18 protein-coding genes are annotated in these 21,299 nt (G+C 60.8%); 10 read left to right on the top strand and 8 right to left on the bottom strand.

All coding sequences use genetic code 11. The annotated features are described in order from the left end of the window. Positions 1-16: 16 nt before the first annotated feature. A complete protein-coding gene (punR, locus tag LJX92_RS08060; RefSeq protein WP_032877190.1) occupies positions 17-931 on the bottom strand; it encodes a DNA-binding transcriptional activator PunR in 915 nt (304 codons plus the stop codon). A 122-nt stretch (positions 932-1,053) separates the two neighbouring features. Here punR and punC point away from each other — a divergent pair, with 122 nt between their 5' ends. Continuing rightward, entirely contained in the window at positions 1,054-2,238 is a 1,185-nt protein-coding gene (punC, locus tag LJX92_RS08065; protein WP_228309546.1) for a purine nucleoside transporter PunC, read from the top strand. A 127-nt stretch (positions 2,239-2,365) separates the two neighbouring features. Here the strand turns inward: punC and LJX92_RS08070 are convergent, their stop codons facing one another. Beyond that, positions 2,366-3,199 (bottom strand): nucleoside-binding outer membrane protein, encoded by an 834-nt coding sequence (locus LJX92_RS08070; protein WP_032877189.1) that lies wholly within the window; start codon positions 3,197-3,199, stop codon positions 2,366-2,368. A gap of 157 nt (positions 3,200-3,356) precedes the next feature. Here LJX92_RS08070 and LJX92_RS08075 point away from each other — a divergent pair, with 157 nt between their 5' ends. Next, positions 3,357-4,859 carry a nucleobase:cation symporter-2 family protein gene (locus LJX92_RS08075; RefSeq protein ID WP_032877188.1) on the top strand — a complete coding sequence of 501 codons (1,503 nt, stop codon included), beginning with the start codon at positions 3,357-3,359 and terminating at the stop codon, positions 4,857-4,859. A gap of 100 nt (positions 4,860-4,959) precedes the next feature. Here LJX92_RS08075 and LJX92_RS08080 read toward each other — a convergent pair whose 3' ends face one another. Both LJX92_RS08080 and LJX92_RS08085 read right to left on the bottom strand, forming a co-directional pair. Beyond that, on the bottom strand, positions 4,960-5,892 hold the full coding sequence (locus LJX92_RS08080) for a proline iminopeptidase-family hydrolase (protein WP_228309548.1): 933 nt from the start codon (positions 5,890-5,892) through the stop codon (positions 4,960-4,962). An 89-nt stretch (positions 5,893-5,981) separates the two neighbouring features. Next, positions 5,982-6,746, bottom strand: coding sequence for a LuxR family transcriptional regulator (locus LJX92_RS08085; RefSeq protein ID WP_005786276.1), 765 nt, complete (start codon positions 6,744-6,746; stop codon positions 5,982-5,984). Between the two features lie 183 nt (positions 6,747-6,929). Here LJX92_RS08085 and LJX92_RS08090 point away from each other — a divergent pair, with 183 nt between their 5' ends. From LJX92_RS08090 to LJX92_RS08115, 6 genes are read left to right on the top strand one after another with little or no spacing between them, the layout of a single operon-like run. Further along, positions 6,930-7,817, top strand: a complete 888-nt coding sequence (locus LJX92_RS08090; RefSeq protein ID WP_228309550.1) for a proline iminopeptidase-family hydrolase — start codon at positions 6,930-6,932, stop codon at positions 7,815-7,817. A 3-nt stretch (positions 7,818-7,820) separates the two neighbouring features. Next, a complete protein-coding gene (locus LJX92_RS08095; RefSeq protein WP_228309552.1) occupies positions 7,821-8,768 on the top strand; it encodes an ABC transporter permease in 948 nt (315 codons plus the stop codon). Then, positions 8,765-9,622, top strand: coding sequence for an ABC transporter permease (locus LJX92_RS08100; RefSeq protein ID WP_005786281.1), 858 nt, complete (start codon positions 8,765-8,767; stop codon positions 9,620-9,622). The genes LJX92_RS08095 and LJX92_RS08100 overlap by 4 nt, the downstream gene beginning before the upstream one ends. Continuing rightward, positions 9,619-10,575 carry an ABC transporter ATP-binding protein gene (locus tag LJX92_RS08105; protein WP_032877184.1) on the top strand — a complete coding sequence of 319 codons (957 nt, stop codon included), beginning with the start codon at positions 9,619-9,621 and terminating at the stop codon, positions 10,573-10,575. Before LJX92_RS08100 ends, LJX92_RS08105 begins: the two co-directional genes overlap by 4 nt. Beyond that, positions 10,572-11,543, top strand: a complete 972-nt coding sequence (locus tag LJX92_RS08110; protein ID WP_032877183.1) for an ABC transporter ATP-binding protein — start codon at positions 10,572-10,574, stop codon at positions 11,541-11,543. Before LJX92_RS08105 ends, LJX92_RS08110 begins: the two co-directional genes overlap by 4 nt. A gap of 31 nt (positions 11,544-11,574) precedes the next feature. Further along, complete coding sequence (locus LJX92_RS08115; protein ID WP_103733565.1) at positions 11,575-13,089, top strand: ABC transporter substrate-binding protein; 1,515 nt, start codon at positions 11,575-11,577, stop codon at positions 13,087-13,089. 133 nt (positions 13,090-13,222) lie between these two features. On the opposite strand, the gene LJX92_RS08120 is transcribed toward LJX92_RS08115, so the two are convergent. The 4 genes from LJX92_RS08120 to LJX92_RS08135 form a co-directional block, all read right to left on the bottom strand. Then, positions 13,223-13,963 (bottom strand): YciK family oxidoreductase, encoded by a 741-nt coding sequence (locus LJX92_RS08120; RefSeq protein WP_103733566.1) that lies wholly within the window; start codon positions 13,961-13,963, stop codon positions 13,223-13,225. Positions 13,964-14,149: 186 nt separating this feature from the next. After that, positions 14,150-14,821, bottom strand: coding sequence for an N-acetylmuramic acid 6-phosphate phosphatase MupP (mupP, locus tag LJX92_RS08125; RefSeq protein ID WP_148852329.1), 672 nt, complete (start codon positions 14,819-14,821; stop codon positions 14,150-14,152). A 4-nt stretch (positions 14,822-14,825) separates the two neighbouring features. Beyond that, entirely contained in the window at positions 14,826-15,524 is a 699-nt protein-coding gene (gene ubiG / locus LJX92_RS08130; protein WP_003172645.1) for a bifunctional 2-polyprenyl-6-hydroxyphenol methylase/3-demethylubiquinol 3-O-methyltransferase UbiG, read from the bottom strand. A 64-nt stretch (positions 15,525-15,588) separates the two neighbouring features. Continuing rightward, on the bottom strand, positions 15,589-16,920 hold the full coding sequence (locus LJX92_RS08135; protein WP_078820660.1) for a TRZ/ATZ family hydrolase: 1,332 nt from the start codon (positions 16,918-16,920) through the stop codon (positions 15,589-15,591). 109 nt (positions 16,921-17,029) lie between these two features. Between LJX92_RS08135 and mtnA the strand changes: the two genes are divergently transcribed. Both mtnA and gyrA read left to right on the top strand, forming a co-directional pair. Beyond that, entirely contained in the window at positions 17,030-18,100 is a 1,071-nt protein-coding gene (gene mtnA / locus LJX92_RS08140) for an S-methyl-5-thioribose-1-phosphate isomerase (RefSeq protein WP_228309554.1), read from the top strand. 425 nt (positions 18,101-18,525) lie between these two features. Beyond that, entirely contained in the window at positions 18,526-21,180 is a 2,655-nt protein-coding gene (gyrA, locus tag LJX92_RS08145) for a DNA gyrase subunit A (RefSeq protein WP_005786294.1), read from the top strand. Positions 21,181-21,299 lie beyond the last annotated feature (119 nt).

A 21,299-nucleotide genomic window follows, 5' to 3' on the forward strand; every position in this document is an offset into this window, starting at 1 on the left:
AATCAAAGTGTGGGGTTCAGAGGGAGGGGCCATTCAGCCATTCCTGGTTCATGGTTTCGGTATCTCCCAGGTATTCCAGCAACCACGCCATGGCCGGCGAAAGCTTGCTTTGCGCCCACGCCACGCATGATGGGCTGGCTGGAAAGGGCCGGCTCAATTGCAGCGCCACCAACTCGCCGCGCTCGATCCATGGCAATACCTGATGGGCCGGCGCCATCCCTACACACAGCCCATCGCGTAGGCAATCCAGGGCCGAAGCCCAGTTGGGCACCACCAGGCGGCGCTGGTTATCCAGGGTCCAGGTGTCACGCTTGGGCAGATTGCGCGAGGTGTCAGTCATGCACAGTGAGGCGAAAGGGCGCAATTGGTCATCACTGAGCAAGCCTTCCACCGCCGCCAAGGGGTGCCGAGCACTGACCACACACAGCCAGTTCAACAGGCCCATGTCACGGAAGCTGAAGTGACTGGCCACCGGCACTGCGCTGGTGGCGCCGATCACGATGTCGGTGCGCTCATCGGCCAGCGCATCCCATACACCGTTGTACACCTCGTATTCGAGCAGCAGTTCCACCTCGGGAAACTGCCGATAGAAGTCCAGCACCAATTGGCGGCAGCGCTGGGGTTTGACGATGGAGTCCACCGCCACCTTCAACTGGCCGCTCCAGCCATTGGCCACCTGCTGGCACAAGCGTCGGGTGCCGAGCATTTTCTTCATCACGCTGCGGGCTTCGTCGATAAACAGGCGGCCTGCGGGGGTCAGTTCCACGTCGCGATGCCGGCGCACAAACAAGGGCACGGCCAGCCATTCTTCAAGTTGGCGTACGGTGTAACTGATGGCCGACGGTACGCGGTGCAGTTCCTGGGCGGCGGCGCTGAAGCTGCCGTGACGGGCGACGGCGTCGACCACATCCAGAGAATATTCCGACCACATGTGTGCTGCCTTCAAAATTATTGATGAGAGTGTCCAATTATTATCGCTTCACACAGGTTTTGTCAGCTTCATAATGGGCGCCAGTCAGCAAATAGTTTGATGGCAGTTTTTACAAGGCTTCGATGAAAAATTCTTTTGGTTTTACCTGGTATCTGGCGGGGCTGAGTATGCTCGGCTATCTCGCCATGGACATGTACTTGCCGGCGTTTGGCGCCATGGGCGAGCAGTTGAATATTGGTGCTGGCGCGGTGGGTGCCAGCTTGAGCATTTTTCTCGCCGGCTTTGCGGTGGGGCAGTTGGTGTGGGGGCCGCTCTCGGACCGCCTGGGGCGCAAGCCCATCCTGCTCGCCGGCCTGAGCCTGTTTGTGCTCGGTTGCCTGGGCATGTTCTGGGTCGAGACCACCCCGCAACTGCTGGCGCTGCGCTTTATACAGGCGATTGGTGTGTGTGCCGCGGCCGTGAGCTGGCAGGCATTGGTGATTGATCGCTACCCGGCCGACAAGGCCCATCGCGTCTTCGCCAGCATTATGCCGTTGATGTCGCTGTCGCCGGCCCTTGCACCGTTGTTGGGTGCCATGGTGTTGAATCACTTTGGCTGGCAGGCGATCTTCGGCGTGTTGCTGGTGGTGTCGCTGTTGCTGCTGTTGCCGACCTTGTTCCTGCGTAGCCTGCCCAAGCGTGTGGAGCACAAGGACGGACCCACGCGTCTGGGGTATGGACAGTTGCTCACCTCGCGGGTGTTTACCGGCAACGTGATGATTTTCGCCGCCTGTTCGGCCAGCTTCTTCGCATGGCTCACGGCCTCGCCGTTCATCCTCGGCGGCATGGGTTACAGCCCGAATGACATCGGCCTGAGCTACGTACTGCCGACCCTGGCGTTTCTCGTTGGCGGCTACAGTTGCCGCAGCGCCTTGCAGCACCTGGCGGGCAAAACCCTGTTGCCGTGGTTGCTGGGCGCCTATTGCCTGAGTATGGTGGCGTTGTACCTGGTGGCCACCTTGAGCGTGCCGACCCTGACCACCTTGCTGATTCCGTTCTGCCTGATGGCGCTGTGCAACGGCGCCAGCTACCCGATCGTGGTGGCGAATGCGCTGATGCCATTTGCCGAAAACTCCGGCAAGGCCGCGGCCCTGCAAAACACCCTGCAACTGGGCCTGTGCTTCCTGGCCAGCTTGTTGGTGTCGTCGATGATCGAGCAACCGCTGATGATCACGGTGATTGTGATGTTGGCGACGGCGCCGCTGGCGGTGTTGGGGTATTGGCTGGCGCGGCCGAAGCGCAATACTTCCGAACTGGCCAGCGCCTGAGCTGGCAATACGATCAAACTGTGGGAGCTGGCTTGCCTGCGATAGCGGTCTGTCAGTTAGCCCATCTGGCACTGATACACCGCTATCGCAGGCAAGCCAGCTCCCACATTTTTTTGCGTTTCTTCAGTTAGAACGTGACTTCCATGTTCAGCGTCGGCGTTGAGGTGCGGCTGCCACGGCCACCATCCACGCCGAACTTGTTATGCCAGTACTCATAGCCCACTCCTAAATACAGGTTCGGCTTGACGCTTTTACCCGGCCGCAGCGCCACCATCAGCGCAGTACGCATCAGCCCTTCCGGCGCGGTATCGCGGCCATGATAGTCCTCGCCTTTCTCCCCGACGTAATTGATAAACCCCTGGAATTTCGCCGCGTGGTTGCCGACCTCGAACGGGCGCATCCACGTCAGGTTAAGCATGTAGGTGTCGTCGAAGGTGTGGTTCGACTCTTGCGCGCCGGGAATGCCGGTGTGGTTCTTTTCCTTGTAGTACATCAGGCTCAGGTCCAGCACGCCGACGGTGTTGAACTTCAAGGTCGGGCCGATCACCAGCGCGCGCTTTTTGGCTGAGGCGAAGTTGTTGTTGCGGTTGGCGTCGAAACCCAGGGTCAGGGCGTAATCCTTGATCAACCCGGTGCCCGGCGGCAGATCGAACACGCGCGAGGCATACAGCTGGTGCCGGTACACGGCATACACCTCGCTGCCGCCATGGTCGGTACCCTTGCGTGGGTCACGGCTATCGGACAGAAACACATCGAGGTTGAGGAAGTTGCTGCCATAGCGGTAGCCGCTGGCGTGGGTGAAGCTGTAGATGCGCTTGCTGAAATCGTCGGGGTTGTTCGGATTGGTGAAGTGCTGGCCGTAGCGAAATCCTACGCTGTTGTTCATCCATTCCACCGCGACAGCCTCACCACCGCCCAGAAGGGTCAATGCAACGGTTGCGCCCTGTAGTGCCTTTTTCATTATTTTTGTCCTTTGGCGTTCTGGCTCATGACGGCCGGATTATTTTTGTAACGCCGCGGGAGGGTATCTTGTTCGATTGATTGTATACAACTCTATGGACATACAGTCTGAATATTGCATACAGTGAGCGCACAACAAAAACAGAGAACCCCTCACCATGACTATCCCGAAGGCGTCACCGCAGCGGCCCGAAGATGAAAATCTGGGCGTTGCCGCCAACATGGCTTACGGCCTGCAGCATGTACTCACCATGTACGGCGGCATCGTCGCCGTGCCGTTGATCGTCGGCCAGGCCGCCGGGTTGTCGCCGGCGGATATTGGTCTGTTGATTGCCGCGTCGTTATTTGCCGGTGGCTTGGCCACGTTGCTGCAAACCCTTGGCCTGCCGTTCTTCGGCTGTCAGTTGCCACTGGTGCAGGGCGTGTCGTTCGCGGGTGTGGCGACCATGGTGGCGATTGTCGGCAGCGACGGTGCGGGAGGTATTCCGGCAATTCTCGGTGCGGTGATGGCCGCGTCGTTGATCGGCCTGTTGATCACCCCGGTGTTTTCACGCATTACCAAATTTTTTCCGCCACTGGTGACCGGCATCGTGATCACTACTATCGGTCTGACGCTGATGCCAGTGGCTGCGCGCTGGGCAATGGGCGGCAACAGCCGTGCGGCGGATTTCGGCAGCATGTCGAATGTCGGCCTCGCGGCCCTGACTCTGGTGCTGGTGCTGCTATTGAGCAAAATCGGTAGCGCCACGATCTCGCGTTTGTCGATCCTGCTGGCAATGGTGATCGGCACAGTAATCGCCGTACTGCTTGGCATGGCTGACTTCTCCAGCGTCACGCAAGGGCCGATGTTTGGCTTTCCTACACCTTTCCACTTTGGTATGCCGACCTTTCATGTGGCCGCGATCATTTCCATGTGCATCGTGGTGATGGTGACGCTGGTGGAAACTTCGGCGGACATCCTCGCAGTGGGCGAGATCATCGACACCAAGGTTGACTCCAAGCGCCTGGGCAATGGCCTGCGCGCCGACATGCTGTCGAGTATGTTCGCGCCGATCTTTGGTTCGTTCACCCAAAGCGCGTTCGCCCAGAATGTCGGCCTGGTGGCGGTGACCGGTGTGAAGAGCCGCTTTGTGGTGGCCACCGGCGGGGTGTTCCTGGTGGTGCTGGGCCTGTTGCCCTTTATGGGGCGGGTGATCGCGGCGGTGCCCACCTCGGTGCTGGGTGGCGCGGGGATCGTGTTGTTCGGCACGGTCGCGGCCAGTGGCATTCGTACGCTGTCCAAGGTGGATTACCGCAACAACATGAACCTGATCATCGTTGCCACGTCCATCGGCTTTGGCATGATCCCCATCGCCGCGCCGAGCTTTTACGATCAGTTCCCGAGCTGGTTCGCGACCATCTTCCACTCGGGTATCAGTTCGTCGGCGATCATGGCGATCTTGCTGAACCTGGCGTTCAACCACTTCACCGCGGGTAACTCGGACCAGCAGTCAGTGTTTGTGGCGGGGACTGAGCGCAGCCTGTGCTTTCGCGACGTGGCCGCGCTGCGTGATGGGGATTATTACCGGGGCGGGAAGTTGTTTGATGCAGAGGGTAAGGAGATTCCTCTGGTAGCGGATACCTCGAAGAAAGCCGCAAAACCCGAAACCACAGAGGTCTAAAAATGTGGGAGGGGGCTTGCTCCCGATAGCAGTGTGTCAGCCACTGAAGATATTGACTGATACACCGTCATCGGGAGCAAGCCCCCTCCCACATTGGAATCTAGCCAGCCTTGCGGGCTTTGTGCGGCATTGAACACACCTCATCCAAAAACTTCACCACGGTCCCCATGCACGCCTGGCGTTCTTCCACATGGGGCATGTGGCTGGAGTCTTCAAACAGTGCCCAGCGCACGTCTGCTATCTCATCCAGAAACGGCTTGACCACCAGCGGTGTGGCTTCGTCATGCCTACCGGAAATCACCAGGGTCGGCACTTTGATCGCGTCCAGGCGGCCAATCACGTTCCAGTCCTTCAAGCTGCCGATCACGTGGAATTCAGTCGGGCCGCTCATGGCGTGGTACACCGTCGGGTCTGCGTCGACCTGGGCGAAGGTGCGCGCCACTTCCTCGGGCCATGGGTTGACCCGGCACACGTGCTGGTCATAGAAAATCCGCGAGGCCGCCAGGTATTCCGGGTCTTGAAAAGTGCCGGCCTGTTCATGTTTGAGCAGGGTTTCGTGCACGCCTTCGGGCAGCAGTTTACGCAGGCGATTGGCTTCGCTGACCCAGGTGCGCATACAGGTCGGTGAGTTGGCGGGGATAAACGCGCGCAGGCCCTTGGGCTGCAAGATCGCGTGTTCGCTGCCCAGCATACCGCCCCAGGATTGACCGAGGATCGCGTAGTTCTCGCTGATTTGCAGGTGGTCCAGCAGGTTGTTCAACTCGTCGAGGAACAGGCCGATGGTCCAGAACGAAGGATCTTTGTGGGGCAGGTGCGTGGAGCGACCGTTGCCCAGTTGGTCATAGTGGATCACCGCGTGGCCGCTGGCGGCGACATCCTTGAAGGCATCGACGTAATCGTGGGTGCAGCCCGGGCCGCCATGGATGATCACCAGCGGCGTGCGGCCCGTGCCCAGGTCACCGGTGACGCGATACCAGGTCTGGTAGGCGCCAAAGGGTGCGAAGCCTTCGCGAACTTTTTCGATGAATTCCATTTCGTACCCCTGAAAAAAATGATCAGGGTTACGATAATCTGAACAAAAAGTTTAGGTAACTAGCAAAACAGCTAGGTTTTTGCGAAAACTCAACCTTCCAGCAAGCGGTAATGGGTGGCCCGCACCACCGCTTGGACGCGGTTCTTAGCCCCCAGTTTGTGCATGGCCGAGGCCAGGTGCAGGGTGACGACTGCCAGGGAGCGGCTCAGTTTGGTGGCGATTTCGGCGGCGGTCAGCCCATCGGCGGCCCATTTCAGGCATTCGCGTTCGCGCTTGGTCAGGTGGATGTGCGGGTAGGCGCGCAGTTCCTTGCTGAACAACGGGTAAGCCGCTTCCTGCAGGGCATGGGTGATCAGGCTGAAGTCGGCCAATGTGTGCTGTGCGTCCTTCAATACCGTGCGCGCCTTGCCGGTGCGCAGGCCGGTCAGCGATGCGAAGCCACCACGGGGCAAGTGAATGGGCACGCTGACGCCGCAGGTCAGTTCACGTTCGTGCAGGTACGAGGAAACGGGGGCGTGGCACGGGTCGATGATTTTTTGCAGGGCGGTCTCGGTTTTCGCTTCATAGGACCAGACAAACGGCGATACCGTGCTCAACGCCAGGTGCTGCACCGGGTCGATCTGGTAAAACCCTTCGCTGCACCATAAGGCGTGCCAGTCGGGCGGTGTGTTGCGCAGTTGCAACACCGAGGGGGTAATCAGCGTGCCATTGAGGTCGATGGGCACCGGCGTGTAGTCGTACACCAGCGCATCGAAGCCCAGTTGTTGGGCGAGAATAAACGTATTGTCCATCTGTTCATCCAGGCTCCTGCCCGGCATGAGGCGATTATTGAAGGCGGTCAGCTTGGCCAGCATCCGTTCTGCTCCCGAATTCATTTGAATCTCGACTTGCTGCAAGTAGAATGCCACGCCCCGGCGAAGGACAGCCAGGCCAAACCTATAGGAAATACTAGGTTATGGACGCACGGTATCCTCGGTAGTGTTGACCTGATAAACGGCCGCTACCCGCCAGGCCGATACAACACAAGGAATGTATGCATGTGGCGTGAAATTGCCCCCGACCAGCAGTACAACGTACAAGTCGACGGCCATAACCTCGTGGTCTACAGCTTTGGCGAAGGCGATGAAGTGCTGCTGTGTCTCAACGGCGGCCCAGGCCTGCCGTGTGACTATCTGCGTGACGCTCATGGCTGGCTCAAAACGCATAACCTGCGAGTGGTTGCATTCGACCAGCTTGGCACGGGCGCATCAGCCAGACCGACCGATGTTGCGCTGTGGGAAATCCGCCGTTATGTCGAAGAAGTCGAGACCGTGCGCCAAGCCCTGGGCCTGGGCCGCGTGCATTTGCTCGGGCATTCCTGGGGCGGTTGGCTCGGTATCGAATACGCCATCCATTATCCCGATGCGCTGAAAAGCCTGATCCTGGAAAATACCGTCGGCGACATTCCCCATCTGTCCCAGGAACTCGAACGCCTGCGAGGCGCCTTGGGCAGCGAAACCGTGGCCATGATGCAACGCCACGAAGCCATGGGCACCCTCGACCACCCGCAATACCAGGCCGCCATCACCTTGCTCAACTACCGCCATGTGTGCCGCCTCGACGAGTGGCCGGAGCCGCTCAAACGCTCCCTGGGCGACTGGAACATGGGGCCCTACGCAACCATGCAGGGCCCCAACGAGTTCCTTTATATTGGCAATCTCAAGGACTGGAACCGCCTCAAGGAGATGGCTGAATTCAGGATGCCGATCCTGATCACTACCGGCCAGCACGACGAACTGACCCCCGCCTGCGCCATGCGCATGAAGCTGGCCGCCACACACGCCGAACTGCACGTATTCCCCAATAGCAGCCATATGCCGTTTTATGAGGAACCTCAAGCGTACTTCCCGGTGCTGCTGGACTTTCTCGCTCGCAACCGAGGCTGACGGATGAACCTGGCGCGTTACCGTTTTGTCCTGGCCCGGCCGTTGCAACTGCTGCCGGTGCTGTTTGGCATCAGCCTGATCACTTTTGTGTTGGTGCGCTCGATCCCCGGCGACCCAGCGCGGGCTTTGCTTGGCTCGCGCAGTACGCCGGATGCGCTGCTGAAAATCCGTGCCCAGTTCGGCCTCGACCAGCCCTTGTGGCTGCAATATTTCTACTTCCTGAAAAACCTGCTCAAGGGCGACCTCGGCCAATCGCTGCTGTACAAGGTCGACGCGCTGAAACTGATCGTTACCCGCATCGAGCCGACGCTGGTGCTGGTGCTGGGCAGCGTGGCCCTGGCGTTGCTGATCGCGGTGCCGCTGGCGACAGTAGCGGCGCGCCACAAAGGCGGTTGGGCGGACAACCTGATCCGCGTTTTCACCACGGTCGGCCTGGGGATGCCGGCATTCTGGCTGGGCTTGATGCTGATCCTGCTGCTGAGCGTGCAATGGGGCCTGTTCCCGGTGTCTGGCTATGGGCGGACCTGGCTGGACAAGGCCCACCATATGGTGTTGCCGTGCCTGACCATCGCCCTGGCGCTGTCGGCGGTGCTGGTGCGCAACCTGCGGGCGAGTATGTTGATGGAGCTGCAGGCCGATCATGTCACCGCCGCCCGGGCCCGAGGCTTGTCCGAGGCTGCGGTGTTTCGTCGGCATGTACTGCCCAACTCGCTGGTGCCGGCCGTCAACCTGCTGGCGGTCAACATCGGCTGGCTGATCAGCGGTACGGTGGTCATCGAAAGCCTGTTTGCGATTCCGGGCATCGGCCAATTGCTGGTGCGCGGTATTTTCACCCGTGACTACATGGTGGTGCAGGGCGTGGCGATGGTGCTGGCCTGCGCCACGGTGGTGGTCAACTTCGTCGCCGACGTAGTGACGGTAGCGCTCGACCCTCGGGTGAAGATGCAATGAGCAGCCGCCCACTGATTGCACCCTGGCGCTTGCGCCTGCGCTTTGGCTTTCGCAATGGTCGCCTGACCGCCGCCTGGGGCCTGCTGATCCTGTTGACGTGGCTGGCCCTGGCGCTGTTTGCGCCGTGGATCGCACCGTTTGACCCCATCGCGCAAAACACCGACATGAGTTTGCTGGCGCCCAGCCTTGCCCATCCGCTGGGTACCGACAATTACGGCCGGGATGTGTTATCGCGGGTGATCTGGGGCGCGCGCATCGACCTGCAACTGGCGATTGTCGGGGTGATTTTCCCGTTCATCATCGGCACTTTCGTCGGCGCGGTGTCCGGTTATGTGGGTGGGCGTTTCGACAGTTTCTGTATGCGCGTGATCGATGTGGTGCTGGCGTTCCCGTTCCTGGTGCTGATGCTGGCGATCATGGCCATTCTGGGGCCTGGCTTGCAGAGCTTTTATATCGCCATGGCACTGGTGGGCTGGGTGTCGTATGCGCGGTTGATTCGCTCGCAGATCCTGGTGCTCAAGGAAAGCGAGTTTGCCCTGGCCGCCAAGAGCCTGGGGTTTGGCCATGGGCGCATTCTGTTCCGGCATTTGCTGCCCAATGCCCTGTTTGGCTCCATCGTGTTTTCCATGTCCGACGCGGTGCTGGTGCTGCTCAACGGCGCCGCCGTGAGTTACCTGGGCCTGGGCGTGCAACCGCCTACCGCGGAATGGGGGACGATGGTGGCCGAGGGGCAAGCCTTTATCACCACGGCCTGGTGGATCTGCACCTTCCCGGGGTTGGCCATTGTGACCCTGGCCATGGGCTTCAGCCTGTTGGCCGACGGTGTCGCGCAAGTGTTGGGGGACCGCTCGTGAGCCTGCTGCAAGTGCGCGACCTCAGCGTGATCGCCAACAACAGCGGGCGTGATGTCACCTTGGTGGATCGCGTGTCCTTCGACCTGGCCGAAGGTGAGATTCTCGGCCTGGTGGGTGAGAGCGGGTCGGGCAAGACCATGGCCTGCCGCGGCTTGATGCGCCTGCTGCCATCGCCCAGCCTGCGTGTGCAAGGCGGCGCCGTACGCCTGGCCGGCCAGGACCTGCTGCAACTGGATGACGCCGGTATGCGCGCCGTGCGTGGCGGGCAACTGGGCATGATCTTCCAGAACCCCAGCAGCCACCTGGATCCGCTGATGCGCATCGGCGAGCAGATCGCCGAGGGCATCCGCCTGCATCAAGGTGCGTCGAAAAAGGACGCCCGCTTGCAGGCTATCGAGGTGCTGCGCCAGGTCGGGATTCCTGACCCGCAGGCGCGGGTCGACAACTATCCCCATGAGTTTTCCGGCGGTATGCGCCAGCGCGCGATGATCGCCGTGGCACTGGGCTGCAACCCGAAAGTGCTGATTGCCGACGAGCCGACCACGGCCCTGGATGTGACGGTGCAGGCGCAAATCCTGCGCCTGTTGCTCGACCTGCGCGACCAGCGTGGCCTGTCGATCATCATGATCACCCATGACCTGGGCGTGGTCGCGCAAACCTGCGATTCCATCGCGGTGATGTACGCCGGGCGCCTGTGCGAGCACGGCAGCAAATACGAACTGCTGGCGCGGCCGCAACATCCCTATACCGCTGGGCTGATCGACTGCCAGCCGGCCCACAGCAGCGGTCATGCCTTGTTGCGCACCATCCCTGGCCAGCCGCCGTTGCTCGATGCCTTGCCTGACGGTTGCCGCTTTAATCCGCGTTGCCCGCAGGCCGGGGCCTTATGCACCGAGCTGTTGCCCCAAGGCGCACGCGTGGCCTGTCACTATCCACTGGGAGGTCGCCCATGAGCCTGTTGCAGATCAAGGACCTGGAGGTGCGCTTTGCCGCGTCCGGCAGTGGCCTGCTCGGCCTGAACAAGCAGTGGGTGAGGGCGGTGAACGGGGTGTCGCTGAACCTTGCCGCCGGTGAAACCCTCGGCTTGGTGGGCGAGTCCGGCAGCGGCAAGAGCACCCTGGGCCGGGCGATTTTGCACCTCAACCCGATCAGCGCCGGCCAGGTGCTGTTTGACGGTATCGATATGGCGCACGGCAGCGCCATCGACATCGCCCGCCTGCGCCATGAAACCGCGATGATTTTCCAGGACCCGTACGCCGCGCTGAACCCCCGGCACAGTATTGGCGAAACCCTCGCCGAGGTGTTGCGCGTGCAGCGCAAGGTGGCTGTGGAGCAGATCCCGGCACGCGTCAATGAGCTGCTGGAGTTGGTGGGCCTGCGCCCCGAGTTGGCCGGGCGCAAACCGGGCTCCCTCAGCGGCGGCCAATGCCAGCGCGTGGGTATCGCCCGGGCACTGGCGGTGGAGCCGCGCCTGATCATTGCCGATGAATGCGTGGCCGCGCTGGATGTGTCGATCCAGGGCCAGATCATCAACTTGCTGCTGGAACTGCAACAACGCATGAACCTGGCGATCCTGTTTATCGCCCATGACCTGGCCATCGTGCGGCGCCTGTGCGACCGCGTGGCGGTGATGTACCTGGGCAAGATCGTCGAGGAAGGCCCGGTGGAGGCGGTGTTCACCACGCCGCGTCATCCGTATACGGCGGCGTTGATCGAGGCGATTCCCGAGATTGACCCGCATCGGCCATTGCCCGCGCACCCCTTGCCGGGTGAGCCACCAAGCCCACTGAATCTGCCTACAGGCTGTGCGTTTCACCCGCGTTGCCGGTATGCGCGAGCCGTGTGTTCCGCGGTGTTGCCGCCGACCCATTTCCTGCACGAGCATCGGTACAGTTGCGTGCTTGAAGAACCTTTGCCTTGACCTCTGCCATTCATTAACAAGGAGTTGTGATATGCAATCGCGCCACTTGAAGTTGCTCGCCGCCGCTACGCTGACCGCCTGGTCGCTGACCGCAGGACTGGCCCAGGCCGCTGGTGTCCTCACCATCGGCTGCCGTGAAGACAGCACCACCTTCGACCCGATCAAAAGCGCACAAAACCGCGACACCTGGGTATTTGCCAACGTCTACGACACCCTGGTGCGCGTGGATAACCTGGGCACCAAGATGGAACCGGGCCTGGCCGAGAGCTGGGAGATATCCGAGGATGGCTTGACCTACACCTTCAAACTGCGTGAAGCGAAGTTCTCCGACGGATCAAAGATCACCGCGGCCGACGCGGCGTTCAGCCTGTTGCGCATCCGCGACAACAAGGCGTCGTTGTGGAGCGATCCGTTCAGCCTGATCAACACCGCCAAGGCCAGCGATGCGAAGACCCTGGTGGTCACTCTGAAAACCCCGGCGGTGGCCTTCCTCTCGCAATTGGCGTCGCCGACGGTGTCGATCCTGTCGGAAAAAGCCATGACCACGATGGGCGAAGACGCCTACTCGGAAAACCCGGTGACGTCCGGCGCGTTTACCGTGGAAGAGTGGCGCAAGGGCGACCGGGTGATCCTGAAGAAGAACCCGAATTTCTGGCAGGCCAATAACGTCAGCCTCGACGGCGTGGAGTGGGTGTCGGTGACCGACGACAACACCCGTATGCGCATGGTGCAGAACAACGAACTCGACACGGCGATCTTCGTACCGTTCTCGCGGGTCGAAGAGCTGAAGAAAGACAAGAACGTGGTGATCCACGCCGACCCGTCTACCCGTGAAGATCACTTGTTGATCAACCACGAGCACGGCTTGCTCGCCAAGCCGCAGGTGCGCCAGGCATTGGACATGGCCATCGACAAACAATCGCTGGTGAAAACCGCTACTTACGGTCAAGGCACCGTGGCGTATTCCTACATTCCCAAAGGCTCGCTGTACCACTACGCCAACAACCTGCAACGTCCTTATGACCCGACTGAGGCCAGGAAACTGCTGGAGGAGGCTGGTGCCAAGGACTTGAAGCTCAACTACGTGGTCAACGCCGGCAACGAGGCCGACGAGCAGATTGCGGTGATCATCAAGGACCAGTTGGCCAAGGTCGGTGTGACCGCCAACCTGCAAAAGGTTGACCCGACCCAAAGCTGGCAGATGCTGGTGGACGGTGAGTACGATATTTCGGTGATGTACTGGACCAACGATATCCTCGACCCGGACCAGAAGACCACCTTCGTGCTGGGCCACGACACCAACCAGAACTACATGACCCGCTACAAGAACGACAAGGTCAAGGCGCTGGTAGCTGCGGCGCGAGTCGAGGCAGACCCGACCAAGCGTGAGCAGATGTATGTCGAGTTGCAGAAACTGGCCAAACAGGATGTGAACTGGATTGACCTGTACTACAGCCCGTACATCAATATTTCACGCAAGAATGTGAGCAACTTCCTGCAGAACCCACTGGGCCGTTTCACCCTTGAAGAAGTAGTCAAAAACTGAGTTTTTGACTACACCACAAAGCAGTGTGGGAGCTGGCTTGCCTGCGATGCAGACACCTTGGTGCTTCAGTTACACCGCAGTGATGCTATCGCAGGCAAGCCAGCTCCCACATTTTTTTGCGGGGTGTCAGGGCTTACTGCGCATCAAACGCCTGCCCATTGATGCCAGCACTGTCCGGCCCCATCAGGTACAGGTACACCGGCATGATGTCTTCCGGCGCCGGCCTTTCCATCGGGTTCTCCCCGGGATACGCCTGGGCCCGCATACTCGTGCGTGTACCGCCCGGGTTGATGCTGTTGGCGCGCACTGCCGCTACATCTTCCAGCTCATCGGCCAGGGTTTGCATCAAGCCTTCGGTAGCAAACTTCGATACACCATAAGCCCCCCAGTACGCCCGCCCCTTGCGCCCGACGCTGCTGGAGGTGAACACCACCGATGCATCCTGGGACAACTTGAGCAGCGGCAGCAAGGTGCTGGTCAGCATGAACATCGCGTTGACGTTCACATGCATCACGCGCATGAAATTCTCGCCGGACAACTGCTCGATGGGCGTGCGTGGGCCGATGATCGAGGCGTTGTGCAACAGGCCGTCGAGGCGGCCGAATTCTTTTTCGATCATCGCTGCCAGCTCATCGTATTGATGGGGCAGGGCGGTCTCCAGGTTGAACGGGATCACCACCGGTTGCGGCTGGCCGGCCGCTTCGATCTCGTCATATACCTGGGCCAGGTTTGCTTCGGTCTTGCCCAGCAACAGCACGGTCGCGCCATGGGCGGCATAGGTCTTTGCCGCTGCTGCGCCAATCCCGCGGCCGGCGCCGGTGACCAGGATGACCCGGCCTTTGAGCAGTTCTGGAGGGGCAGAATAATCAAACATAAATAGCCTCGACAAAATTCAGTAGGTAATACCAATTTTGAGTGCATTGAAAATCCAATGTGGGAGGGGGCTTGCTCCCGATAGCAGTGTGTCAGTCACTGCATTTACTGACTGACCCACAGCTATCGGGAGCAAGCCCCCTCCCACATTTTTTAATCTTCATGGGTCATTAGAGTGTGGGAGCCATCAGCAACTGCACAGCGCGTTATCCAGCACCTTGCGCAATTCCAGCGGGTGATCCACCACCACATCCGCGCCCCAGTGACGCGGGTTGTCATCCGGGTGGATATAGCCATAGGTGACCGCCGCCGTGCGCGTACCGGCGTCGCGGCCGGACTCGATATCACGCAGGTCATCGCCCACGAACAGCACACTGGCCGGGTCCAGGTCGAGCAGCTTGCACGCCAGGATCATGGGCTCCGGGTCCGGCTTGCTGTTCTTCACGTGGTCCGGGCAGATCAGCACGGCCGAGCGCTCGGCCAGGCCCAGTTGCTGCATGATCGGTTCGGCAAAGCGCACGGGCTTGTTGGTGACCACACCCCAGATCAGCTTGGCCTTCTCGATGTCTTCCAGCAACTCGGCCATGCCGTCGAACAGTTTGCTGTGCACCGCGCAGCCCTTGAGGTAGCGATCGAGGAATTCCTGGCGCAGCTTTTCAAAGCCTGGCGATTCAGGATCCATCGAAAAGGTCACGGCAACCATCGCCCGCGCACCGCCGGAGATTTCATCGCGGATGTGCTGCGGGTTGATCGGTTCCAGGCCGCGGTCGGCGCGCATGGCCTGGCAGATGGCGATAAAGTCCGGCGCGGTATCCAGCAGGGTACCGTCCATGTCGAAGAGAACCGCTCGCAACTTCACAGGCTTACTCCTCGCGCAGGGTCTGGATCATGTAGTTGACGTCAACATCGCTGGCCAGCTTGTAGTGCTTGGTCAGCGGGTTGTAGGTCAGGCCGATGATGTCCTTGACGGTCAGCCCGGCCTGACGGCTCCACGCACCCAGCTCGGAGGGGCGGATGAATTTCTTGAAGTCATGGGTGCCACGCGGCAGCAGCTTCATGATGTATTCGGCGCCAATGATCGCGAACAGGTAAGCCTTGGGGTTGCGGTTGATGGTGGAGAAGAACACCTGGCCGCCCGGCTTGACCATACGGAAGCACGCACGGATGACCGAGGATGGGTCCGGCACGTGTTCCAGCATCTCAAGGCAGGTCACCACGTCGAACTGCTCGGGCATTTCCTCGGCCAGGGCTTCGGCGGTGATCTGGCGGTATTCCACGCTCACGCCGGATTCGAGCTGGTGCAACTGCGCCACGGCCAATGGCGCTTCGCCCATGTCGATACCCATCACGGTCGCGCCGCGTTGAGCCATGGCTTCGCTGAGGATGCCGCCGCCGCAACCCACGTCCAGCACCTTCTTGCCGGCCAGGTTGACGCGCTCGTCAATCCAGTTGACCCGCAACGGGTTGATGTCGTGCAGGGGTTTGAACTCGCTCTCGCGGTCCCACCAGCGGTGGGCGAGGGCTTCGAATTTGGCGATTTCGGCGTGGTCGACGTTGCTCATGATGAATCCTCTAAATCTGAAAAATCGGTGAGTGGGTGCCGAGCGCATGGGCTCAGCACCTTCGTTATTCGCTGTGCCCGCTGATGCGTTGGCCCCAGGCAATGGCGGTGGCGGTCAACTGTTGTTCATCCATGCGGGTCAATTGCCGGTCGTCGAGCAATGGCTTGCCGGCGACCCAAAGGTGTTTTACGCAATCGCGTCCGGTGGCATATATAAGCTGTGAGACCGGATCGTAGATCGGTTGTTGCGCCAGCCCCGACAGATCGAAGGCGACTATATCTGCGGCCTTGCCGACTTCCAGCGAGCCAATCTCGCTTTCCAGGCCCATGGCCCGTGCACCGTTGAGCGTTGCCATGCGCAGGGCACGGTGGGCGTCCAGGGCGGTGGCCGAGCCGGCGACGGCCTTGGCCAGCATCGCGGCGGTACGGGTTTCGCCCAGCAGGTCCAGGTCATTGTTGCTGGCGGCGCCGTCGGTGCCGATGGCCACATTGACCCCAGCCTGCCACAAGCGCTCAACCGGGCAAAAGCCGCTGGCCAGTTTCAGGTTCGATTCCGGGCAATGGATGACGCTGGTGTTGCTTTCTACCAGCAAAGCCAAGTCTTCTTCGCTGATTTGGGTCATGTGAACGGCCTGGAAGCGCGGCCCGAGCAAGCCGAGGCGACCCAGGCGCGCCAATGGCCGCTCGCCGGTCTGCTCCACGGCTTGTTGTACTTCAAAGGCGGTTTCATGCACATGCATATGGATCGCGGCGTCCAGCTCTTCGGCGATCACCCGGATCTTTTCCAGGTTGGCGTCGCACACGGTGTAGGGCGCGTGAGGGCCGAAGGTGATCTTGATGCGCGGGTGGTGCTTGAGGTCGCCGAACAGCTCGATGCCCTGGCGAAGCGCCTCGTCGGCAGTGCTGGCGCCGGGAATCGGGAAGTCGAGGATCGGCATGGCGATCTGCGCGCGCATACCGCTATTGTGCACGCAATCGCTGGCGACCTTGGGGAAGAAGTACATGTCGGAGAAGCAGGTGATGCCGCCCTTGATCTGTTCGGCGATGGCCAGGTTGGTGCCGTCGCGCACAAAGGCTTCATCGACCCATTTGGCTTCGGCCGGCCAGATGTGTTTTTCCAGCCAGGTCATCAACGGCAGGTCATCGGCCAAGCCACGGAACAGGCTCATTGCCGCATGGCCGTGGGCGTTGATCAAGCCGGGGCTGAGCAACATGCCGGGCAGTTCGCGCACCTCATTGGCCGCCAGCTTCAATGCGGCGGCCCGTGGGCCGATAAAGGCAATGCGCCCATCGCGGATGCCCAGACCATGCTCTTTGAGCACCACGCCGGCAGGTTCGACCGGTACCAGCCAGGTCGGCAAGAGCAACACGTCGAGCGGGGCGGCAGTGGAGGTCATCGCAGGCTTCTTCCCAGGCAGCTATAAAAGAAGGGCGAAGTATACCCGAGCGTCCTGGCTGGCGGATCGCTATAATCCGCGGCTTTTGTTCATGAGTGCGGGGTAAGGGATGCGCGACCGACTGTTGGCTGCAGAGAAAGTGAAGGCCATCGATTGGCGTGACGGCGCGCTGTACCTGCTCGATCAGCGCGTGTTGCCGTCCCGGGAGAGCTGGGTGGCCTGCCATACCGTCGCGGCGGTGGCCGAGGCCATTCGTTCGATGGTGGTGCGGGGCTCAGCAGCCATCGGCATCAGTGCCGCCTATGGCCTGGTGCTGGCTGCCCGTGAGCGCATTGCCGAGGGTGGCGACTGGCAGGCAGCGTGGGAAGAAGACTACGCGCTGCTGGCCGATAGCCGCCCGACCGGGTCGAATCTGTTCTGGGCACTCAAGAATATGCGCGACTGCCTGGACCGCCTCAAGCAGCACGCCGACCCGGTTACCGTGCTGGAAGCCCAGGCCATTGTGATCCATGAAAGCGACCGGGAGGCCAATGTGGTCATGGCCCAGTTGGGTATGGAGCGGATTCGCAAGCACCAGGGCAACGCCCAGGCGATCCTCACCCATGGCAACGCCGGTGCATTGGCCACGGGCGGTGTCGGCACGGCCCACGGCGTGATTCGCGCGGCGTTCCTGGAGGGGCTGGTCGAGCAGGTCTATGTCAACGAAACCCGTCCATGGCTGCAAGGCTCGCGCCTGACGGCGTGGGAGTTGGCGGGCGAGGGCATCCCGGTGACGGTGAATGCCGACTCCGCCGGGGCGCATATCCTCAAGACCAAAGGCGTGACCTGGGTGGTGGTCGGTGCTGACTGTATTGCCGCCAATGGCGACGTGATCAGCAAGATCGGCACTTATCAGCTGGCCGTCTGTGCCATGCACCATGGCGTGCGCTTTATGGTGGTGGCGTCGAGTTCGACGCTCGATTTGATGATGGCTACTGGCGATGATGTTGCACTGGAGGCGCGCGATCCCGCTGAGCTGCTGCACGTCATGGGGCAGCGCCTGGAGGTGGATGCGTTTAATCCGGTATTTGATGTGACCCCGGCCGACCTGATTGATGTGATCGTGACCGAGAAAGGCGTGGTCGAGCGGCCGGATACTGCCAAATTGGCCAGGTTGATGTGCCGTAAGCGGCTGCATTGAGGACAGTGGTGTCTGTGAAATAGCAATCGGGGGCAAGCCCCCCTCCCACATTTTGACTGTGTTCACAATTCAAGTGTGGGAGGGGGCTTGCCCCCGATTGGGCCCGAAAGTCAATAAAACCCTCGGATCCATCCTCAAAAAACAGCATCACCCCACCTCTGAGCCCCTCTCGTCCCCTTCAAGCCTATCATCCGTCAAATTACTAGCCTCCATGCGCATCAGGGGGATAGGTGCGTGGCGGCGATTGTGATAACATCCGGCGGTTTCCAGGGCTGCCCCGAGGGGTTGCTCATAACGCGCAGATCCGTGTCATAACTCGTTGATTTGTCGTAAGTCGTTGTCAGGCACCGTGCCGGCAGCGGCGAGCTTCGTTCGTCCCGAATGGATGTGACGAGGTTTCACCCGAAAAAGGAATCAGGCTTCTCATGGGCGAACTGGCCAAAGAAATCCTCCCGGTCAATATCGAAGACGAGCTGAAACAGTCCTACCTCGACTACGCGATGAGCGTAATTGTCGGTCGGGCACTGCCTGATGCGCGCGATGGCTTGAAGCCCGTGCACCGGCGTGTGCTGTTCGCGATGAGCGAGCTGGGTAACGACTGGAACAAGCCGTACAAGAAATCTGCCCGTGTTGTCGGTGACGTGATCGGTAAGTATCACCCTCACGGCGACACTGCGGTGTACGACACCATCGTTCGGATGGCCCAGCCGTTTTCCCTGCGCTACCTGCTGGTAGACGGCCAGGGCAACTTCGGTTCGGTCGACGGCGACAACGCCGCGGCCATGCGATACACCGAAGTGCGCATGACCAAGCTGGCGCACGAGCTGCTGGCCGACCTGCATAAAGAAACCGTGGACTGGGTGCCGAACTACGACGGCACCGAAATGATCCCGGCCGTCATGCCCACCAAGATCCCCAACCTGCTGGTCAACGGCTCCAGCGGTATCGCCGTGGGCATGGCCACCAACATCCCGCCGCACAACCTCGGTGAAGTCATCGATGGTTGCCTGGCCCTCATCGACAACCCCGAGCTGACTGTCGATGAGCTGATGCAGTACATCCCCGGCCCGGACTTCCCGACCGCCGCGATCATCAACGGTCGCGCCGGCATCATCGAAGCCTACCGCACCGGTCGCGGGCGCATTTACATGCGTGCCCGTTCGATGATCGAAGACATCGACAAGGTCGGTGGCCGCCAGCAGATCGTCATCACCGAACTCCCGTACCAGTTGAACAAGGCACGTCTGATCGAGAAGATCGCCGAGCTGGTTAAAGAGAAGAAGCTCGAAGGCATTACCGAACTGCGCGACGAGTCCGACAAAGACGGTATGCGCGTGGTGATCGAACTGCGTCGTGGCGAAGTGCCTGAGGTGATCCTCAACAACCTCTACGCCCAGACCCAGCTGCAAAGCGTGTTTGGTATCAACGTGGTTGCACTGATCGACGGCCGCCCACGCATCCTGAACCTCAAGGACCTGCTGGAAGCCTTCGTACGTCACCGTCGCGAAGTGGTCACCCGCCGTACCGTGTTCGAACTGCGCAAGGCTCGCGAGCGCGGCCACATCCTGGAAGGCCAGGCCGTTGCGTTGTCGAACATCGACCCGGTGATCGCCCTGATCAAGGCCTCGCCAACCCCGTCGGAAGCCAAGGAAGCGTTGATCAGCACGCCTTGGGAATCCAGTGCCGTGGTGGCCATGGTTGAGCGCGCAGGCGCCGATTCTTGCCGTCCGGAAACCCTGGACCCGCAATACGGCCTGCGCGAAGGCAAGTACTTCCTGTCGCCGGAGCAGGCCCAGGCCATCCTGGAACTGCGCCTGCACCGCCTGACCGGTCTTGAGCACGAGAAGCTGTTGGCCGAGTACCAGGAGATCCTCAACCAGATCGGCGAGTTGATCCGCATCCTCAGCAGCGCCGTGCGCCTGATGGAAGTGATCCGCGAAGAACTGGAAGTGATCCGCGCCGAGTACGGCGACGTGCGCCGCACCGAAATCCTCGATGCGCGCCTGGACCTGACCCTGGGTGACATGATCCCGGAAGAAGAGCGCGTCGTGACCATCTCCCACGGTGGCTATGCCAAGACCCAGCCGTTGGCTGCGTATCAGGCCCAGCGTCGTGGCGGTAAAGGTAAATCGGCTACCGGCGTCAAGGATGAGGACTACATCGCTCACCTGCTGGTCGCCAATAGCCACACCACGCTGCTGCTGTTCTCCAGCAAGGGCAAGGTGTACTGGCTCAAAACCTACGAAATCCCGGAAGCTTCCCGTGCTGCCCGTGGTCGCCCATTGGTCAACCTGCTGCCGCTGGACAGTGATGAATACATCACCACCATGCTGCCGGTCGAGGAATACACCGAAGGTCACTTCATCTTCATGGCTACCGCCAAGGGCACCGTGAAGAAGACCCCGCTGGAATCCTTCAGCCGTCAACGCAGCGTGGGCCTGATCGCCCTGGAGCTGGATGAAGGTGACGTACTGATTTCCGCCGCCATTACCGATGGTGAGCGCGAAGTCATGCTGTTCTCCGATGGCGGCAAGGTTACGCGCTTCAAGGAATCCGACGTGCGCGCGATGGGCCGTACCGCCCGCGGTGTACGTGGTATGCGCCTGCCGGAAGGGCAGAAGCTGATTTCGATGCTGATCCCGGAAGAAGGCAGCCAGATCCTCACCGCTTCCGAGCGTGGCTATGGCAAGCGCACTGCCATCAGCGAGTTCCCGGAGTACAAGCGTGGCGGCCAGGGCGTGATCGCCATGGTCAGCAACGACCGCAACGGCCGCCTGGTTGGCGCGGTACAGGTGCTTGATGGCGAGGAGATCATGCTGATTTCCGACCAGGGCACCCTGGTGCGTACCCGTGTGGCTGAAGTGTCGAGCCTGGGCCGTAATACCCAGGGCGTGACCCTGATCAAGCTGGCCAAGGATGAAAAACTGGTCGGCCTGGAGCGTGTGCAGGAGCCTTCGGAAGTTGAAGGTGAAGAGCTGGAAGGCGAGGAGTTCGACGGCGAGGTGATCGCAGCCGGCGATGACAACGTCGACGAGCCAACCCTCGATGCTGCCGCAGACGAAGAAGAACCGCAGGAATAAGCGGACACACAGGGGGCGGATGAAGATTCGCCCCCTTGTTGTTTGTCCCCTTTGAAAAATACACGTCCTTTGCCTGGACGCGGTCCATGTGGGAGCTGGCTTGCCTGCGATAGCATCAC

It is taken from the genome of Pseudomonas sp. HN8-3, from assembly GCF_020790195.1.
Taxonomy (GTDB): domain Bacteria; phylum Pseudomonadota; class Gammaproteobacteria; order Pseudomonadales; family Pseudomonadaceae; genus Aquipseudomonas; species Aquipseudomonas synxantha_A.

What these genes read in the sequence shown, in the direction of transcription:
- LJX92_RS08080 (WP_228309548.1), bottom strand. Translation starts at nt 5,892, where the DNA reads ATGGAATTCATCGAAAAAGTTCGCGAAGGCTTCGCACCCTTTGGCGCC.
- LJX92_RS08095 (WP_228309552.1), top strand. Translation starts at nt 7,821, where the DNA reads ATGAACCTGGCGCGTTACCGTTTTGTCCTGGCCCGGCCGTTGCAACTG.
- LJX92_RS08090 (WP_228309550.1), top strand. Translation starts at nt 6,930, where the DNA reads ATGTGGCGTGAAATTGCCCCCGACCAGCAGTACAACGTACAAGTCGAC.
- LJX92_RS08100 (WP_005786281.1), top strand. Translation starts at nt 8,765, where the DNA reads ATGAGCAGCCGCCCACTGATTGCACCCTGGCGCTTGCGCCTGCGCTTT.
- ubiG (WP_003172645.1), bottom strand. Translation starts at nt 15,524, where the DNA reads ATGAGCAACGTCGACCACGCCGAAATCGCCAAATTCGAAGCCCTCGCC.
- LJX92_RS08110 (WP_032877183.1), top strand. Translation starts at nt 10,572, where the DNA reads ATGAGCCTGTTGCAGATCAAGGACCTGGAGGTGCGCTTTGCCGCGTCC.
- gyrA (WP_005786294.1), top strand. Translation starts at nt 18,526, where the DNA reads ATGGGCGAACTGGCCAAAGAAATCCTCCCGGTCAATATCGAAGACGAG.
- LJX92_RS08070 (WP_032877189.1), bottom strand. Translation starts at nt 3,199, where the DNA reads ATGAAAAAGGCACTACAGGGCGCAACCGTTGCATTGACCCTTCTGGGC.
- LJX92_RS08120 (WP_103733566.1), bottom strand. Translation starts at nt 13,963, where the DNA reads ATGTTTGATTATTCTGCCCCTCCAGAACTGCTCAAAGGCCGGGTCATC.
- LJX92_RS08115 (WP_103733565.1), top strand. Translation starts at nt 11,575, where the DNA reads ATGCAATCGCGCCACTTGAAGTTGCTCGCCGCCGCTACGCTGACCGCC.
- LJX92_RS08075 (WP_032877188.1), top strand. Translation starts at nt 3,357, where the DNA reads ATGACTATCCCGAAGGCGTCACCGCAGCGGCCCGAAGATGAAAATCTG.
- LJX92_RS08135 (WP_078820660.1), bottom strand. Translation starts at nt 16,920, where the DNA reads ATGACCTCCACTGCCGCCCCGCTCGACGTGTTGCTCTTGCCGACCTGG.
- LJX92_RS08085 (WP_005786276.1), bottom strand. Translation starts at nt 6,746, where the DNA reads ATGCTGGCCAAGCTGACCGCCTTCAATAATCGCCTCATGCCGGGCAGG.
- mtnA (WP_228309554.1), top strand. Translation starts at nt 17,030, where the DNA reads ATGCGCGACCGACTGTTGGCTGCAGAGAAAGTGAAGGCCATCGATTGG.
- punR (WP_032877190.1), bottom strand. Translation starts at nt 931, where the DNA reads ATGTGGTCGGAATATTCTCTGGATGTGGTCGACGCCGTCGCCCGTCAC.
- punC (WP_228309546.1), top strand. Translation starts at nt 1,054, where the DNA reads ATGAAAAATTCTTTTGGTTTTACCTGGTATCTGGCGGGGCTGAGTATG.